Below are 17,811 nucleotides of genomic sequence, written 5' to 3'. Positions count from 1 at the left end.
AAAATGTTAAATAGGTGGGAGTTTATTCTTTTCTTGTACCGCCATACACTACATTTGCATAGTATTTCCAGATAATATCTATTTCTTTGAATCCTACTTTTTCTAGCATTTGTATATGATTGTATACGGTTGTTGGAATATCATTATCGTCTCGTTTTTGTTTATGTTCATTTATTTCTTCTTGTGTTACTCCAACTTTTTTCATGTCTTGTGTAGCTACTGTATTGTTTAGTTTTTCGTTGTATGTGCTGTTTCCTAGTATTACATCTGCATTATAGAATACTCCTTCATCTGTTAATGCTTCGTATATTGCTTTGTACATTTCTTGTTTTTCTTCATCTGTTGGTATGTGGTGTAGTGCTAGTGATGATATGATTGCATCATATTTTTCTGTGATGTCTGTTTTTGTGAAGTCTCCTACTATGTATTTTATTGTTTTGTATTGGGAGAGTTTTTCTTTAGCTATTTCTATCATGTTTTCTGATAGGTCTAGGCATGTTATTTCTGCTTGAGGGTATCTTTCCAATACTTTTTTTGTTATGTTTCCGGTTCCGCATCCCAGGTCCAGTATTTTAGGTTTTTCTTTTTTGTCTGGTATTGCGTTTATTAATGCTGTTAGCATTTCTGGATATTTTGGTATGTTTTTTAGTACTTGTTTGTCGAATGCTTCTGCTTCTTGGTTAAAGTGTTTTTTTAAATTGTTCATATATTTTTTTCCTCTCTTTATATTAGTTCGTAATTAAATTTTGTTTCTACAATTAGGACTATTGCCATTCCTATTATTCCTATGATTATGCAGATGGGTAGTGCTGTGGTTGGTGCGGTTATTATGTGTTGTGCAGGTACTCTCATTGATCCTAGCATGATTCCTATGAGGGTTGCTACGGTGATTTGTTTATGGTTTTCTAGCATGTATTTTATTATTCTGCTCATACTCATGAATCCTAGTCCTGCTCCGACTACGAAGACTATTATTTCTATGATTGAGATTTGGTGTATTACGTTTATCATGTATTCGTATTGTCCTAGTAGTAATAGTAGTGATGATCCTGATACTCCTGGCAGTAGCATTGCACAGATTGCTATGAATCCTGATACGAATAGTATTGGCAGTGAGTGTGATGCCTGCATTGGATTTAGTCCTACGAAGATGTATGCCAATATTGCAAATATTACTGTTATTGTTATTGCTTTGATGTTAAATGCATCCAGTTGTTTGTATAATATGAATATGGATGCTAGTATTAGTCCTGCGAAGAATGAATATGTGAATGCTGCGTAATTTCCTAGTAAGTAGTTAATTATGCCTGCCATTAGTATCATGGCTAATACCATTCCGAGTCCTAATGGTATGAAGAATTCAAAGTCTATTTCTTCGAGTAATTGTTTTTTAAATTCGGTTATGTTTCCTTTTAGTAATGGTTTTAGGAATAAGAATTTTATGTTACTTATGGAGTTTATTAGTTTATCGTATATTCCTGTTATGAGTGCTATTGTTCCTCCGGATATTCCGGGCATGATATCACTTGTTCCCATTAGTACTCCTCTTAGGAATATTTTTATCATTTCCATGTAGTTAAACATTTAGTGACTCCCTATTTTTTTTGTTACTACTATTTTTGTTTAAAAAAAGTTAAATAATTTTTAATTCATACTATTAGTATTGATAATTTTGAGGGTCTGTTTTATGTTAGGAGAAGAAGAGTTAAGAAGGTTGTTTCCAGAGTATGATGATTCTATTCAGCCATCTGGTATTGACCTTAAAATGGATAAGTTGTATCGACAGGTTGGTGGTGGTTCTTTAGTTGATAATAAAAAGAATCTTCCAGAGCTTGAAGAGGTTGAGTGTGTTGACGGAATTTATACTTTGAAGGCTAAATCAAGTTATAGTGTTACTATTATGGGTAAAACTAATATTCCTGTAGGTTATGCTATGCTTTATCTTCCTCGTTCAACTCTTTTAAGGAGTTTTATTAGTGTTCATACTGCTGTGGGTGATCCTGGTTTTTATGGTACTTTACAGTTTTTGATTGTGAATAATGGGGATTATGATTATGAGATTAAAAAGGGTGAACGTATTGCGCAGGCTGTTGTCTTTAAGGTGACTGGTTCTGGTGAGTATTCTGGTAGTTACCAGGAGAGTAAGGATTAAAAGGGGGGAGATTGTTATGAAGACTGATAAAAATACTGCTGAGTATCTTGTTAAACTTTTGGAGGAGCATGGTGTTGAATATGTTTTTGGTTATCCTGGTGAGCAGATTATCCCGATTTATGAGGCTCTGCGTAAGTCAAGGATTAAGCATGTTTTAACTAGGCATGAGCAGGCTGCTGTTCATGCTGCTGATAGTTATGCTCGTTGTAGTGGTAAGTGTGGTGTTTGTCTTGCTACTGCTGGTCCTGGTGCTATGAACTTAACTATGGGTGTTGCTACGGCTTTTAAGGATAATGTTCCTCTTCTTGTTCTTACGGGTGATGTTTCTACTGATGTTAAGGGTTTGGATACGTTTCAGGATTTGCCTTTGAATGATGTGTTTAAGCCTATTACTATTAAGTCTTATCATGCTCGTTCTCCTGAGAAGTTAGAGAATAGTATTAATGAGGCTTTTATGCATTTTGATGATGGTGTTTCTGGTCCGTTCCATATTAATATACCAAAAAATGTTCAAAATAAACCTATGAATATATCTCACAAGGTAATTCATACCAAGAAAATTAAGTCACCTAATGAATCTGATATTATTGATATGATTAAACGTATAGAAGAAAGTGAAAAACCATTAATTATTGCAGGTTACGGTATTATTTATGCAGATGCTATAAAAGAACTGGAAGAGTTTATGAAAAAAACAGAAATACCACTAACAACAACATGGACTGCAAGAGGAATCATAACCGAAAAAGATGAACAAAACCTTGGACTAACAGGAACCCGAGGAACAAAAAAAGCAAATTATGCATCAGAACATGCTGATTTAATACTGGCGTTAGGAACAAGACTATCCGAGAGAACAACAAGTCACATAAACACAGAAAACATCATACAAGTCAACACAAACCTAGAACACAACAAGGCCAAAACATTCCACAACAACAACATAAAAGAATTCCTACAAGAAATAAACAAAAAAGAAATAAAAACAAATATACACAAATGGACAAACAGGATAAACCTACAACAAGAAAAACCTAGAAAAATACAAGAACAAACAACAAAACTACACCCAGAAACAGTGATAAAAAACATACTACAACACGTTCATAAAAACATCACACTAACCATAGATGCAGGAACCATACCAACATACTTCACAATTGACTCGACCGTAGAAAAATATGGTCAAATACTATTCTCCGGAGGACTAGGACCAATGGGGTATGCCATACCATCAGCAATAGGAGCAACATACACACGATCAGAAGATGTGATAATAGCAGTAACTGGAGACGGTGCACTTCAAATGACAATAGAAGAATTAGCCGTCATTAACACATACAAACTCCCAATAATAGTAATAATAATAAACAACAACATGCTGGGAATCATTAAACAATGGCAGGATATGGAAAACCTACCAAAATACCAGGTAACCCTAGAAAATCCAGACTTTATAAAAATAGCAAATGCTTACAATATAGAAGCAGATAATATAACAAGCATCGAAGAACTAAACGAAAAACTAGCCAAAGCAATAGAAGAAAAGAAACCACACCTATTCAACATAGAAGTAGCAGATGTACCAATCCCATTACCTTAAACTAACCTTCTCCCACATTCCTCTTTTAAAAATTTTATCCAAAAAAAAATAGTAGTTGTATGAAATAAATCTTATTTCATTGCAATATCCATTACCGTGAACTTTTTACCACCCTTTGGCATATTCTCAAATCCAACATTTAATGTGAAATTATAATCTTTTTCCACTGTTTGATCAAGTTCTTCAAATGCAAAGTCTAACTTCTCATTCATTAATTCATCAATCTTGTCAAATATCATCTTATAAGCTTCACAGTGTGGATCAACATTTTCTACTTTATGATCACTAATTGCTAATGCATTGTACGGACATCCACCCCTACAGTAATCAATATGCTTACATTCCTTACAGTCTTCATCCACAAATTCCTTGTATTCCTGCAATAGTTTCTCTGCCCTGGTATTCATCAGTTGTTCTGGTGTTGGCTTATCTTTAACGTGGCCTATTTCATATTCAGGCATGTCTACAAATCGATAACATGGATAAATTTTTCCTTCAGGACCTACTGCGAATGTGCTGTCCATACAGTCTACATATGTACAAACAAATCCTCTTTTCATAAATACTCCCTTACAGAGATGGTCAATATTTTTGAGTTCTATTGTATCTGCAAGGTCCAAGTATTGGTCAAGTAGGAATAGCATTAATTCTCCGTAGTCTTTTGGTTCTAATGCGTAGCCGTCACCATTGTCATCTTTTATGGATGGGAGTGCTGGGTGTATTTTAAGATTTAATCCATTTTTCTTGAAGAACTCGAATATTTCTTCTTTATGTTTTATGGAGTAATTGGTGAATGTGCTTATGAAACTTACCCGTAAATCATGTTTTTTTGCTATTTCATATCCTTTTAGTGTCTTATCGTAGTATCCTTGTCCTCTTTGTTTGTCATTTAATTCTTTTGGACCGTCCAGACTGCTTCCTACTGGTATTTCATATTGTTTGAATAGTTGTGCTGTTTTATCATCCATTTGCCATAGGTTTGTTTGTATTGCATATGCTGGGTATAAGTGTGATAGTTTTGTTGATATCTGTTTTAGTGCATGTTCGTAGAATTCATATCCTGCAAGTAATGGTTCTCCTCCATGGAATGTGAATGTTACTGGTTCTTGTTTGAAGTCTTTTAACCAGTCTACTATGTCATTGACTGTTTCTTTTGTCATTACTTTGGATACTGTTTCTGAGTTCCAGCAGTAGCTACAATTTGCTGGACATCCCATTGTTGGCACTATCATTATATGCATTTTTATCATACCTTTATTTTGTTTTTTAGTTTATTCTTCCAGGTAGTAATATTCTCCTTTTTCTTTTTGTTCTCTGTCAAGGTAGCTTTCTTGTTTGTTTACTCTTGGTCTGTTTGTTTCTTTGTCTCTTCTGAATGTTATTTTTACATCAGATAGGAATTTGTTCATTGCATCTCTTAGGTTTATTGGTGCGGTTGCATGTCCACTTTTTGCTGATTCTCCGTAGAATACCATTGCCCGATCTGATATGTAATCTATGAATACTATATCGTGGTCTATGATTAGTGCTGATGTGTCGTCTCTTGTTATTAAGTGTTTTATTGCTTTTGCTACTTTAAGTCTTTGTTCTACATCTAGGAATGCTGTTGGTTCGTCCAGTACGTATACGTCTGCTTCTTGTGAGAGTGTTACTGCGGTTGCTAGTCTTTGTAGTTCTCCTCCTGAGAGTTTGTTCACTTGTTTTTCCAGTATTTTGTCTAGGTCGAATGGTTTGGATATGTCTGTTTTGAAGACGTTTGTTCCGTATCCTTTTGCGTTCATATATAGGAAGTCTTGTACTGTTCCTTCGAAGTCTGATAGTATGTATTGTGGTTTGTATGCTATTTTTATTTCTTCTTCGATTTCTCCGGAGTCTGGTTTTGTTACTCCTGCGAGTATTTTTGCGTAGGTTGTTTTTCCTATTCCATTTGGTCCGAATGCTGTGATTACTTGGCTTTGGTTTATTTCTCCTTCTTCTACTTCTAGTTCGAAGTTGTCGTATTTTTTGTGGAAGTCTGTGTATTTTGTTATTGTTTCTGATTCTATCAGGTCACTTGGTGGTCTTATTTCGAATTCTATTGGTTGTTTTCTTATTCTTATGTTTTCTTCGTTTAAGAATCCGTTTATGTATGCGTTTATTCCGACTCTTACTCCTCTTAGTTTACTTACTACTCCGTATGCTCCTTCTTCTCCGTACATTACGTGTACGTAGTCACTCATTGCGTCTAGGGTTGCTAGGTCGTGTTCGATTACTAGTACGTTTCTGTTTTCTTCTGTTAGGTCTCTTATTACTTCTACTGTGTTTAGTCTTTGTTTTACATCTAGCCAGGATGTTGGTTCGTCTATGTAGTAGAAGTTTGCATCTCTTAGTATTGTTGCTGCTATTGCTATTCGTTGTAGTTCTCCTCCTGAGAGTTTTCCTAGTTTGCGGTTTAGTGTGTTTTGGAGTTCTAGTTTTTCTACTACTTCTTCCATTTTGTTTCTTTCATCTACTCCTTCTAGTAGTTCTGATACTTTTCCTTTTACTACTTTTGGTAGTTGGTCTACCATTTGTGGTTTGTATGCTATTTTTATTTGGTTGTTTGATAGTTTTTTGAAGTAGTTTTGTAGTTGTGATCCTTTGAAGTGTTCTATTACTTTGTCCCAGTTTCCTTCTTCTTGGTAGTTTCCGAAGTTTGGTATTGTTTGTCCTGATAGTATGTTGAGTATTGTTGATTTTCCTATTCCGTTTGGTCCTAGTAGTCCTACTACTGATCCTTCTTCTATTGTTGGCATTCCGAATAGTTCGAATGTGTTTTGTCCGTATCTGTGTATTGGTTGTTCTTGTAGCATTTCTGGTAGGTTGATTATGTTTATTGCGTTGAATACGCATCTGTTTACGCAGATTCCGCATCCGGAACATAGTTCTTCTGAGATGATTGGTTTTTTGTCTTCTCCAATTATGATTGTGTCTTCTTCCATTCGTACTCCTGGACAGTATTCTATGCAGGTGTAGTTACATTTTTTTGGTTGACATTTGTCTTTTTCTAATATTGCTATTCGTGACAAGTAATACACTCCCCTTTTTGTATTTTTTTCCCTTTTTTTCATTGACTGGTATTTTTTCAATGATTTATCATTATAATATTATGTTTTTTGTATTTATTAAATATTTTTGTTTTTGTTGGGATTGTTGAAATTATTAGTTATTGTATGTTAAAATGAACCATTTGGAAATAATTTTATTATTTTAGAAAATTTATTTAATTTGTTTTATTTTTTTGAAAAATGTTTAAACATATTAACTATTGGGAGAGTATTATTTTCAATCTTTGTAATAAATTTTAGTAATTTTTAATTTAAAATCTTTTTTGAAGTCTATTTTAGTCCATTAAGTCATAAACCTTAAATCAATAATAAATAACTGATATTAGATATTTAAATATTAAAAAAAATCATTTAAGCTAGTTTTCAATAAATATTGTTTATAGAAAATAAAAATATATTTTAAAGTCTTGATTATAATATAATTCAATCTAATTTTGTATTTCAAATTATGGTTAAAGTAATAATAAGTTAGGTTAATATGTACAATGAAAAAACCTCATTTTTCATTTTAGAAAAAATAACGGTAAATTGATTTATGGTTTAAAAACAAATTTATTGCTATTTTTAGTTTTCATACTATAACAATAAGTCTTGTATAATCATATATCAAGTTAATACTTTTAAGAAAAAGAAAACAATACATATAAATACTACAAAAATATATTATTTTGTATAGGAGTGATTATATGGAAACTTTACCAATAGCACCTATAGGCAGAATTTTATCAAATGGTGGTGCTCCTAGAGCAACAAAAGACGCTAAAATTGAATTATCAAACATTTTATCTGAACACGGTGAAGAAATAGCTGAAGAAGCAGTTAAAATTGCTACACACTCTGGTAGAAAAACTGTTAAAGCTTCTGATGTTCAATTAGCTATTAAGTTAAAATTCTAGATAGTATAAAGAAAGAAATTAAAATTGAACGTTGAAAAATTTATAGGAAATAATGATTAAAATATCATATTTTTGATATAATTTAATCATTTATTTATTTTTTTTAAAAAAAAATAAATTAAAACTTATTTTATTATTTGAACTTTTTGTAATTGATTTTACAAAAAAGTCTTTTTTATATTTACCATTTATAAAGGCGATTTTATAAAATTACAGTAATACAATTACCATAATAATTAATATAGGCCATTTGGTCAAATAATACACTACCCCAGAATAATATTAAATCGTCACCACCAGATTAGCATAGAACCAAAATTTAAATCTTTTAAAAAATAAAGTAAACATAAAAAGAATAATGGATATTTTTTCTTATGATTAATAATATAAAAACTTTTATCACAGATAATAAAAAGGATTTACTATACATTTTAGCATTATCCATTTTTTTACTAATAATTACCATTCCCAAATTATATGCCCAATATAATATTGGAATAGGAAACTGGGACACATACCTCTATTTAGAAAATGGTAGAGTTTTTGCTAAAATGGGCTGGGGTGACGTTCCCAGCATTGCTCCAGTACTGCCAATAATTCTATCAAAAATGTTCCTGATAGCCGGCCACACATACAAGGAAGCAATATTCAATATTGATGCAGTATTTTATATTATAGGAATATTATCATTTTATTTACTTTTAAGACTAAAATTTAATGAAAATATTAGTTTTATTGGAAGTGTCATCTTTTCAACATTTACTTTATTATACTCATGGGTTGCAATCGGTGGAAATGACATTATAGGAGTTACTGGAACAATTCTTACAGTATACCTGTTTATTATTGCCCATAAATTCAACCACAAATGGTATTTGTTAGCATTCCCTATTGCTGCATATGCATTCCTTTCAAGATATACTGCGGGAGTGATGATTTTTACATTACTATTTTATCTTATTATTAATAGAGTAAACCTTCATGAGATAAAACACATCATTGTTGGCGGAATTTTAGGTGTTATTAGTGTTAGCTGGTTCTTATACCAGTTTTATATTCATCTTGGAACAGCTTTCCCATTTTTAGGACAGTTCAGTGGAACCGTTTCTAATACAGTTGTTTTAGATTCAGGTTTTCTTCCGGATAGCTGGTATTATATTAATCACTTACCTAACTACTTAATGAGTTATGTTCCAAATGTAGATACTTTTAACGCCATTGTTAATCCTATGGGAAATATGCCATCCATTATAGCATATGCATATATCCTATTATTCCTGTTAGGATTCATATTACTCTTTTATAAATTATATGATGCCGTTAAAAGCAGCAAACATGAATTAAATGGTATTAGTAAGATAGGGATTGGATTATCATTAGTGTTGTTTATAATTTTCCTGTTTACGTTAGGATCTATATCATACATTTTTAGTTCAGTCATCTTTTTGATCATATTATTCATATATTGGAAAGTCTTAGAACCATATGATATTAAAGACTTAGACTATGAACTAGTAATGATTTCACTGTTTGTAACATACCTGATATTTCAGTCTATATTGTTTACAAAGAATGACAGGTACTTTATCACAGTACTTCCATTCATAGCATACTTTATTACATATGCCATAGATTCATTGTTTACTTATTTAAGTAAATATGAGCACGGAATTAAATTAAGAAAAATAGCAACAGTAGTTATTGTATTGGCGTTACTGTTTAATACTTTGCTGTTTGTAGGTGAAATTCCTACAAGAAACGATTATGAGGATATAGGTGATGCATGTGAGTGGCTCTTTGAAAATAGACATATAAATAATACGACTTATGTTCATTCGGATAATTGGCCCGCAGTTACATGGTACTTGAATATATATGCTCAGCGTGGCGTGATAAACACGAGTAATGTGTCAGCGCGTGTGAAATTTGCTGAGGAAATATTAACGTATTCTCCGGAACATCAGCCATCATCATATTATCTTGACACAACAAGCAGTGTAAAATATGATTATCCTGGCTTAAATTTAATTAAACAAGTTGGAAGTGTTGGAATATATGAGAATAAGTATTTGAATAAGGGTTATGACTACCTGAGGACTGAAGATTATAATAATAAACTAAGAAATGATATAAACGAGTATAATAGGACGCATGATAATTATGTATGATTTAAAGAAGATTTTGAAGGATAATTCCCTGCTTACCCTGCTTTCTATTATTATGCTAGTTTATTCTTTTATTCTTGTTTGCTGTCAGAATATTAGAGGAGTGAGTTATTGGGATATTTTTGTTTACTTACAGAATGCTATGCTTTTTTCACATATTAATATTGGTAGTCAGTTGAGTGTTCCACCAGTGTTTTCATTGCTTGTTTCTGTTCCTTTTCAGTTGGGCTTTGTTTCTGAAACTTCAATGTTTGTTGTTTCAGGTATTTTATTCTTTTTCCTTGTTATTGGAATTTTCTTATTGTTTAATAAGTATTTTGATGAGGAAGTGTCATTTGTTGGTAGTTTGATTTTTTCAATGTTTTCACTTGTTGTGACCTGGGCTTTAACTGGTGCTACTGATGTTCCTGCATTATGTTTTAGTGTTTGGGCTTTGTATTGTACTATCAAGGGTTTGGAGAATGATTTTAAGTATTATTATTTGGCTATATTATTCTTTGTCCTAGCATTTTTCACCAGGTTTACTGAGGGTTTTATTCTTATTGTTATGGGTTTTTATCTTTTGTTGAATTTTGATGATTTTAAGAGGCAGTTAACTTTCAGACGTGTTTGTAGCGTAGTGGTATATTGTATTATTATTGCTGGTATTATCAGCGGAGTTTATATTAGTTTTCAGGGCACAATTCCTTTTATTAGTCAATTTTTAGAGGTGTCTAGTAGTAGTCAGGTTTCAAGTATTAATGTGGGTTATGATTTAAATCCGTTTTATTATTTCCAGAATTTGCCCCAGTATTTAACAAGTAACGCGATTTCTAATGAATATTTTAGTAATTTGTCCATTAGTTATAATAGTCCTACTGTTTTATCGTATGTGCTTTTGGCTTTAGTTGCTGTTTATATTGTTAAGTTTGCTTCTAATTTGGTATGTTATGATAAGGAGAAGATAGATTATAGGTATTTGAAAGTTTCGTTTATAGTGCTTTTATCAATAATTGCAATAATTAGTTATAATCATGTATCTTATATAATAACAGAATTACTCTTTACGTCCATACTATTATTATATTATAAATGGCTTCCAGATAAAGATAACCAGATGGACTATGTTATGTTTTTATGGATGGGAATTTTCATTATAATGCATTCTTATCATCCGGTAAAAGTTGATAGATACATAATACCAATACTAATACCAATAACATACTTCATATGCAAATCAACCAAAAACATATTCAAAGACAAAAAGAAAACACTAACCACACTAACAATAATACTAATACTACTAATACCAATAAACGCAATTTACATAACATCAATAACACAGGAACCACCACATACACACGAAGAAAAACTAGCAAGCAACTACCTGAAAGACTACGACCCACAATACAAAAAATACAACATATCATCAGACAGAGGAGTAACATACAGTTGGTACCTGAAAAAATACACATACACAACAATACCAAGAGTACTCAAAGCAAACAATGAAAACTTAACAGATAAACTAAAAAGCATAAACGCAAAATACTACATAGACTCAACAAGCAACCTCACAAACATAACAGGATACCACCCCATATACGATAACAACAAAGAAAATATCAGAATAAAAATATACGAGTGCGATTAAATGATAAACAAAGAAAAACTAATACAAGAAATAATACAAATACGAGAAGAAATAGGACACGACTACGTTGAACCTGAAATAAAAGAGATACACTACGAAGATGACGAACTTACAATAATAGCACCAGACAGGCCAGAAAAATCAATAATAATAGGAAAAGGAGGATGGGTAGTAGGCAAACTAAGAGAAAAACTAGGCATCAAATCAATCCATGTAATATCATACACAGACCTCATACTAAAGGAATACCAGCTAGAACTATCAGTAAAACACCTTGAAAAACTATTAAACAAGAAACAAATACCAGAAGAATACACCACAGTATTCACCAACCTCCTAGAACTACTAAAAAGAAAACAAGAAGCACCATACAACAACAACATAATACAAAAATATGTGGAAAAAAACATAAACAGAGAAAATATCCCCGAAGCAAAAGCAATAATAGCCCTATCAGGAGGAGTAGACAGCAGCTTCTCAACAGTAATGGCAAAAGCACTAGGATTTAATGTAAAAAGCATAACAATAGACCCTGGAACAATAATACTGCCAAAACAATTCAAATACAATATACAAAATCTAACAGAAGCCATAAACATAGAACACGAATACGTACCAACAGACATGAACGAAATAATAACCGATGCATTAAATGGTAAAATACACCCATGTGGAAGATGCTCAAAGAATATACATACAAAAATAGAAGAACAACTAGAAAAAGAAGACACAACTGTAATGATATTCGGAGACTTACTATCAACAGGATCCCAGGCAATAGTAAAACACAATGACAAAATAAGAATAAACCTACCCGCACTACTACGGATGGAAAAATCAGAAATAAAAAATATTATAACAAAATATAATGTGAAAAAAATAAAAGGATATGGCTGTCCACTAATAGTCCAAGTACATAAGAAATACCCACAATACAAATCATTCTCCATACAAAGAGTACTGCGAGAAACAAGAGCCGGCATACTGGAACCAGGCGAAGCTCTTGAATTAATACGAACTATTTAATAACCATTAATGCACCATATATAATGAGGACAAGACCTAAAATGTAAGCAACCAATGCAGGATAAACAATAATTAAAATCCCGACAACAATCGCTGCCACATAATAAATATCATCCCTTTTCTCAAACATTTAATCACCCTTCATGAAAGTTTATATGTAATACTATTATTACTATAACTTACTACTCTTTTAAAAAACTTTCCATAATTTCAATAGAATCCATAACTGCCTCAGGTGCACAGCCACCCTTCACAATCCTACTTTTAACATTCAACAAAGGATCAAGTGCTCTTTTCACAGATTCCTCGCCAAGCCCCAGTTTTTCACCAGTTACTTCTACAGCAACCCTGTCAACATAATCATCATCAATATCCTTTGTATTAATTCCTTCACTAATAGCATCAGACACTATTCGACCAACAATCTGATGAGCAGTCCTAAATGGAAGATTTTTCTCCCTTACCATTACATCAGCAAGTTCAGTTGCAGTAGCAAAGTTTGCACCAGCAAGCTCTTCTGTTCTATCCTTGTTAACAGTTAAAGTAGCAAGCATACCATGAACAATTCTTAGAATATCATTTGTATTATCAATAGCATTCCAAACATGAGGAGAAACTTCCTGCAAATCCCTATTATAACTATGAGGAATGCCCTTAATCATTGAAAGTATTGTCATAAGCTCACCATAAGCTATAGTACTTTTACCCCTAGCTAACTCAGCAATATCAGGATTCTTCTTCTGTGGCATGATACTGGATGTGGATGAATACTGGTTGGAACATTCAACCATCCTAAACTCATATGTACTCCAGATAACAATCTCATCCGAAATTTTACCCAATGTTGTTGAAAGCATTGCATAATCAAATACCGTTTCAGCTGCAAAATCCCTGCTGCTAACACCATCAATAGAGTTATCCATTACATTTGAGAAACCTAAGAGTTCAGTGGTTCTTTGCCTGTTAATTGGAAAACCTGTTGTGGTTAATGCTGCAGATCCTAACGGGTTCATATCTACACGTTTATATGTGTCCATGAAACGTTCACAATCACGTCTTAATTCATTAGCATAAGCCATTAAATGATGTGCAAAAGTAGTTGGTTGTGCATGCTGTAGATGAGTGTAAGCAATGAATAAAGTGTCAGTATTCTCTTTAGCCATTTCTACTATTGTTTCAATGAAAGCTTTAATATTTGCTATGGTGTTCTCAATTTCCCATTTTAATGTAAGTCTGACATCAGTACATACTTGATCATTTCTGCTTTTACCTGTGTGCATGAATCCTGCTTCTTTACCTATTTGTTTGGTAACATAATCCTCTAATGCCATGTGAATATCTTCAAAGGAAGGGTTAAGATCCAATGCTTCTATTCCCTCGTTTTCAAGTTTATCCAGTGCTTCTAATATTTTATTTCCAGACTCTTCAGGTATGATTTCTTGTTCTATAAGCATAGTAGTATGTGCTCTGTTACATTTAATATCTGCATCGAAGAGTCTTTTATCAAATTCAATACTTGATGAAAAAGCGGCTGCATCATCAGTCATCTGTCCATCAAAACGTCCTGCTCTTAAATCCATAATAATCTTACATCCTTTAATAAACTATTTATAATTTTTGTAATTAAACCTTAATTTTATTTGTGGTTAAAAGTAGAATTAATCAGTAAAATGGTAAAATGAGAAACTTATAATTCAAATGTTCCTTCATAGGTGTAACCTTTCTTTTCTGATGGGTTTTCTTCAATATGGAAATTGAATGTTTCCTTGTTTGTTATGTATAGGTGTGCTAATGTTATTCCAATGTCTATTGGATTCCATTTTCCTATTGTTCGTTTTTTGATGAATCCGAAGTTTTTCCTGTAGATGTTATATGTTCCATCATTGTTGTGTGTGAAGTACCATGGTTGGCTGTTTGTTGCTGATGGGGCGTATTGTGCTGGTTTTAGTTTTTCATCAGCCGTATCTGTTATTTCTTCTAGTTTTTTTCTGTTGAATTCTTCTATTTTTCTGTGTGTTGTTGTTGCTGGTTTTCCGAAGGATATTGTTATGATAAATTTTTGTTGGGGGTTTTTGTTTTTGTAGTTTGAGTTTGGACTTACCATTCCCAGCCAGCATGATCCTATGTTTCTTGATTGAAGGTATAGGTCTAATTGTTGGAATATGAATCCTATGTTTTCTTTGTAGTTTTCTTTTTCTTCTGAGAATAGTAGAAGGTAATGTGGTGCATCCCATCTTAGTAATGATTTTACTTCATTGCTTGTTACTAGATCATAATCCCATTTTATGTTCTTGTTTAGTGGTTTTGCTTGTTTTATGAAGGTTTTTATTTCTTCTATTGTTTCTTCGTCTAGGGGTGTTTGAGAATATGTTCTGCATGATTGTCTTTTAAAAATTGTTTCTTCTATGTTCATATAGTATATTATGGGGTTAAGGTGTATTATTAATTTTTTTTAATTAAAATTAGGTGTTTCTTATTTTGGTGTTTAATATTTGTTAAAAAAAAATAAAAAGAAAGGAAAAAAATTATTGTAATTTTATGTGTTTAGTGTATTATGCAACTACGATTTTTTTGGTAGTTGCTTTTGTGCTAAGATAAGGTTCTCTGTTACCTGTAACGAGAGTTAATTCCTTGACTTTGTTACCATTAGTGTTAATACCTGATAAGTTTACTTTACCATTTTTGACTGAGAATAATTTTACTTCACCATTTTCTTTGTAGGTTTTTCCGTTGATTTTTATGCTTACAGTGTTCTTTCCAACCACGTAGTTTCCGTCAACATCTTTTAGATCAGCTTTCACTGATAATTTTCCGTTTTGGACTTTTACCTGGTTGAATGTGAATTTTACTGCTTTTGGTTCAACATGGTAAGTTGTATTATTTCTCACTACATCATAGTAAGCCTTGTTATCATATATTGCAGTGACAGTGTGATTTGTAGGTAAGCCAGTCTTACTGCTTATTGCACTTGTTCCTAGTGGAACATGATAAGTGTAAGTTGCCTTGTTGTTCACTACTTTTACACGTACTGGTGTTCCTTTTGCATTCTTGAGGGTTATTCCGTTTACTTTGAATTGGACGTATCCTCCGTTTATGTAGCTGTTGTTTGATCCTTTAGTGGTATCTTTGAGTGTGGCTGTGAATTTTATGTTAGTGTCTTGTTCAGTTGTTTCTACTGTTTTAACACTTATTACTGCTTTTCTCATTTTTATACTTATTTTTGCTGCGTTTGCTTTGCTTGATAAGTATTTGTTTGATCCACTGTAGGATGCTGTTATTACAACTGCTCCATGTAATTGTTTGGATGCTGTTACTGTTACGGATGCCATACCATTTCTTACGCTTAATTTGTAGACTGTGGTGTCGTTTGTTCCGAACAGCAGTCCTTTTGTAGCGGTTTTTCCGTTTATCTTGAATGCTATGTTTCCACCAGTTACTGGATTTCCATTTATGTCATTGATATATGCTTTTAGTTGTATCTTATCTCCACGTACTCCGATTACTTTATCTACTTTCACTGATGTTCCTATTTTATCTAGGGACGTTTGTGTGTTTAGGTAAGGTTCACGGTTACCTGAAACTAATGTTAAGTTTTTAATTTTGTTACCATTAGTGTTGATACCTGTTAGGTTTACTTTACCGTTACGTACTGAGAAATATTTTGTTTTACCGTTTTCCTTGTAGGTTTTTCCGTTGATTTTTACACATATAGTGTTCTTTCCAACAACGTAGTTTCCGTCAACATCTTTTAGATCAGCTTTCACTGATAATTTTCCGTTTTGGACACTTACTTCATTGAAAATGAATTTTACTGCTTTTGGTTCAACGTGGTAAGTTGTATTATTTCTCACTACATCATAGTAAGCCTTGTTATCATATATTGCAGTGACAGTGTAGTTTGTAGGTAAGCCAGTCTTACTGCTTATTGCACTTGTTCCTAGTGGAACATGATAAGTGTAAGTTGCTTCGTTATTCACTACTTTTACACGTACTGGTGTTCCATCTGCATTCTTAAGGGTAATTCCGTTTAGCTTGAATTGTACGTATCCGCCGTTTATGTATGTTTCTGTTGAGTTTTCTGTGTTGTCTGATATTACTGCTGTGAATTTTATGTTTGTTCCTTGTTCTACTAGTTCTGGTGTTTCAATGTTTATGTTAGCTGTTCTCATTTTTATGTTCATATTTACAGTATCAGATTTGTTTGCATTGTATGTGTTTGATCCACTGTATGAAGCGGTTATGTTTTCTGCTTTTGCCAATTCATTGTTTGCCATTAATTCGGTTTGTGCTACACCATCTTTTACGCTTATTTTGTAAGGTGTGGTGTCGTTTGTTCCGAATAGTTGCCCTCTTGTAACGGTTTTTCCGTTTATCTTGAATGCTATGTTTCCACCAGTTACTGGATTTCCATTATTGTCAGTAACTTTTGCCTTGAGTACAAGTTTGTCACCAATTACTCCACGTACTTCCTCTACTTTAACTAGGACATTTTCTTTTTGTGCGTCTAGTTTTACATTAGATTCTGCTTCGTTATAGTATGGGGTTTCTATAACTTTTATGTTCAAGTTGTTCACGCCTGCTGGAACTTTTACATTGTATGTTGCAATTCCTTTGTCATTTGTTGTTGCTTGAACTTTTGTTCCATTTTCTAATGTTATTTCAGTTAATGTGTTTACGACTGGTTTGCCCGTGTCATTGTCTGTTACTTTTACTTCGATTGTTGTGTTGTCTACCTTGTTGTTTTTGATGGTTGGAGTGATTGTTGTGTTGTGTTTGTTTACTGTTATTGGTATTTGTTGTGTTGTATTTTTGTTTGGGCTGTTGTCTTCGTATACTACATCTACTGTGTAGTTTCCTGCTGGTAAGTTGACTGGTATTGTTACTTTACCTTCATCGTCAGTTGTGCCTTCTGCTATTACTGTTGCATTGTTTATTATTTTTATTGGAGCGTTTGTAATAGGTTTTCCAGTAGTTGAATCGGTTATGTTTACACTTATTGTAGTGTTTGCTACTGTGTTGTTTACTTCTTCTGCTACTAGTTTTGTTTCACGTGGCACTATTTCAACGTTTTCTTCTTCACTGCTTGGTGCGTATTCATCGTTACCCATGTAGGTTACGTTGATTTCCTCTGTTCCAATGTTTGTTATGTTGGCTGGGATTGTTACGCTTCCATTTACTACTTCTCCAGTTCCTATGAGTGTATTGTTAACGTATATGTTAACTGTTCCGTTTGGTACTGGTTTGTTAGTT

Annotated in this window: 14 protein-coding genes (1 of these 14 running past the window's edge); 6 read left to right on the top strand and 8 right to left on the bottom strand. The window is 32.7% G+C overall.

Features of this window, described 5'->3' with window-relative positions:
- Nucleotides 1-22 precede the first annotated feature (22 nt).
- Entirely contained in the window at nt 23-706 is a 684-nt protein-coding gene (locus tag PXD04_RS14415; RefSeq protein ID WP_323735527.1) for a class I SAM-dependent methyltransferase, read from the bottom strand.
- A gap of 17 nt (nt 707-723) precedes the next feature.
- Nucleotides 724-1,536 (bottom strand): DUF368 domain-containing protein, encoded by an 813-nt coding sequence (locus tag PXD04_RS14410; RefSeq protein WP_323737445.1) that lies wholly within the window; start codon nt 1,534-1,536, stop codon nt 724-726.
- 151 nt (nt 1,537-1,687) lie between these two features.
- Here PXD04_RS14410 and PXD04_RS14405 point away from each other — a divergent pair, with 151 nt between their 5' ends.
- Together PXD04_RS14405 and PXD04_RS14400 are read left to right on the top strand one after the other, a co-directional pair.
- Entirely contained in the window at nt 1,688-2,152 is a 465-nt protein-coding gene (locus PXD04_RS14405) for a dCTP deaminase domain-containing protein (protein ID WP_323737444.1), read from the top strand.
- 16 nt (nt 2,153-2,168) lie between these two features.
- A complete protein-coding gene (locus PXD04_RS14400; protein WP_323735526.1) occupies nt 2,169-3,755 on the top strand; it encodes a thiamine pyrophosphate-binding protein in 1,587 nt (528 codons plus the stop codon).
- A 71-nt stretch (nt 3,756-3,826) separates the two neighbouring features.
- Here the strand turns inward: PXD04_RS14400 and PXD04_RS14395 are convergent, their stop codons facing one another.
- On the bottom strand, nt 3,827-4,996 hold the full coding sequence (locus tag PXD04_RS14395) for a TIGR04083 family peptide-modifying radical SAM enzyme (protein WP_323735525.1): 1,170 nt from the start codon (nt 4,994-4,996) through the stop codon (nt 3,827-3,829).
- 30 nt (nt 4,997-5,026) lie between these two features.
- Nucleotides 5,027-6,802: a ribosome biogenesis/translation initiation ATPase RLI gene (locus PXD04_RS14390; protein WP_323735524.1), complete on the bottom strand. Its 1,776-nt coding sequence runs from the start codon at nt 6,800-6,802 to the stop codon at nt 5,027-5,029.
- Between the two features lie 725 nt (nt 6,803-7,527).
- On the opposite strand from PXD04_RS14390, the gene PXD04_RS14385 reads away from it, so the two are divergent.
- The 4 genes from PXD04_RS14385 (at nt 7,528) to PXD04_RS14370 (ending at nt 12,561) form a co-directional block, all read left to right on the top strand.
- Nucleotides 7,528-7,737 (top strand): histone family protein, encoded by a 210-nt coding sequence (locus PXD04_RS14385; RefSeq protein WP_323735523.1) that lies wholly within the window; start codon nt 7,528-7,530, stop codon nt 7,735-7,737.
- A 374-nt stretch (nt 7,738-8,111) separates the two neighbouring features.
- Nucleotides 8,112-9,905 (top strand): glycosyltransferase family 39 protein, encoded by a 1,794-nt coding sequence (locus PXD04_RS14380; RefSeq protein WP_323735522.1) that lies wholly within the window; start codon nt 8,112-8,114, stop codon nt 9,903-9,905.
- A 172-nt stretch (nt 9,906-10,077) separates the two neighbouring features.
- Nucleotides 10,078-11,535: a glycosyltransferase family 39 protein gene (locus tag PXD04_RS14375; protein ID WP_336470721.1), complete on the top strand. Its 1,458-nt coding sequence runs from the start codon at nt 10,078-10,080 to the stop codon at nt 11,533-11,535.
- On the top strand, nt 11,536-12,561 hold the full coding sequence (locus PXD04_RS14370) for a 7-cyano-7-deazaguanine synthase (RefSeq protein WP_323735519.1): 1,026 nt from the start codon (nt 11,536-11,538) through the stop codon (nt 12,559-12,561).
- On the opposite strand, the gene PXD04_RS14365 is transcribed toward PXD04_RS14370, so the two are convergent.
- The 4 genes from PXD04_RS14365 to PXD04_RS14350 form a co-directional block, all read right to left on the bottom strand.
- Nucleotides 12,554-12,691 (bottom strand): hypothetical protein, encoded by a 138-nt coding sequence (locus PXD04_RS14365; protein WP_323735518.1) that lies wholly within the window; start codon nt 12,689-12,691, stop codon nt 12,554-12,556. The two genes, PXD04_RS14370 and PXD04_RS14365, sit on opposite strands and share 8 nt — an antisense overlap.
- 52 nt (nt 12,692-12,743) lie before the next feature.
- Complete coding sequence (gene argH / locus PXD04_RS14360; protein WP_323735517.1) at nt 12,744-14,141, bottom strand: argininosuccinate lyase; 1,398 nt, start codon at nt 14,139-14,141, stop codon at nt 12,744-12,746.
- 107 nt (nt 14,142-14,248) lie between these two features.
- Complete coding sequence (locus PXD04_RS14355) at nt 14,249-14,974, bottom strand: nitroreductase family protein (protein WP_323735516.1); 726 nt, start codon at nt 14,972-14,974, stop codon at nt 14,249-14,251.
- A gap of 139 nt (nt 14,975-15,113) precedes the next feature.
- Nucleotides 15,114-17,811: the final stretch of an Ig-like domain repeat protein gene (locus tag PXD04_RS14350; RefSeq protein WP_323735515.1), read on the bottom strand. 25,829 nt of this gene lie beyond the right edge of the window; only the last 2,698 of its 28,527 coding nucleotides appear in the window; the start codon falls outside the window, past its right edge; its stop codon occupies nt 15,114-15,116.

Origin of the sequence: Methanosphaera sp. ISO3-F5 (assembly GCF_034480035.2) — an archaeon.
Lineage (GTDB): Archaea > Methanobacteriota > Methanobacteria > Methanobacteriales > Methanobacteriaceae > Methanosphaera.
The sequence above is the reverse complement of the archived record's forward strand: the minus strand, read 5'-3'. Positions and strand labels throughout refer to the sequence as shown.

Coding starts and splice junctions, on each gene's coding strand:
- argH (WP_323735517.1), bottom strand. CDS start 14,141: ATGGATTTAAGAGCAGGACGTTTTGATGGACAGATGACTGATGATGCA.
- PXD04_RS14355 (WP_323735516.1), bottom strand. CDS start 14,974: ATGAACATAGAAGAAACAATTTTTAAAAGACAATCATGCAGAACATAT.
- PXD04_RS14385 (WP_323735523.1), top strand. CDS start 7,528: ATGGAAACTTTACCAATAGCACCTATAGGCAGAATTTTATCAAATGGT.
- PXD04_RS14365 (WP_323735518.1), bottom strand. CDS start 12,691: ATGTTTGAGAAAAGGGATGATATTTATTATGTGGCAGCGATTGTTGTC.
- PXD04_RS14370 (WP_323735519.1), top strand. CDS start 11,536: ATGATAAACAAAGAAAAACTAATACAAGAAATAATACAAATACGAGAA.
- PXD04_RS14380 (WP_323735522.1), top strand. CDS start 8,112: ATGATTAATAATATAAAAACTTTTATCACAGATAATAAAAAGGATTTA.
- PXD04_RS14395 (WP_323735525.1), bottom strand. CDS start 4,996: ATGCATATAATGATAGTGCCAACAATGGGATGTCCAGCAAATTGTAGC.
- PXD04_RS14405 (WP_323737444.1), top strand. CDS start 1,688: ATGTTAGGAGAAGAAGAGTTAAGAAGGTTGTTTCCAGAGTATGATGAT.
- PXD04_RS14410 (WP_323737445.1), bottom strand. CDS start 1,536: ATGGGAACAAGTGATATCATGCCCGGAATATCCGGAGGAACAATAGCA.
- PXD04_RS14400 (WP_323735526.1), top strand. CDS start 2,169: ATGAAGACTGATAAAAATACTGCTGAGTATCTTGTTAAACTTTTGGAG.
- PXD04_RS14415 (WP_323735527.1), bottom strand. CDS start 706: ATGAACAATTTAAAAAAACACTTTAACCAAGAAGCAGAAGCATTCGAC.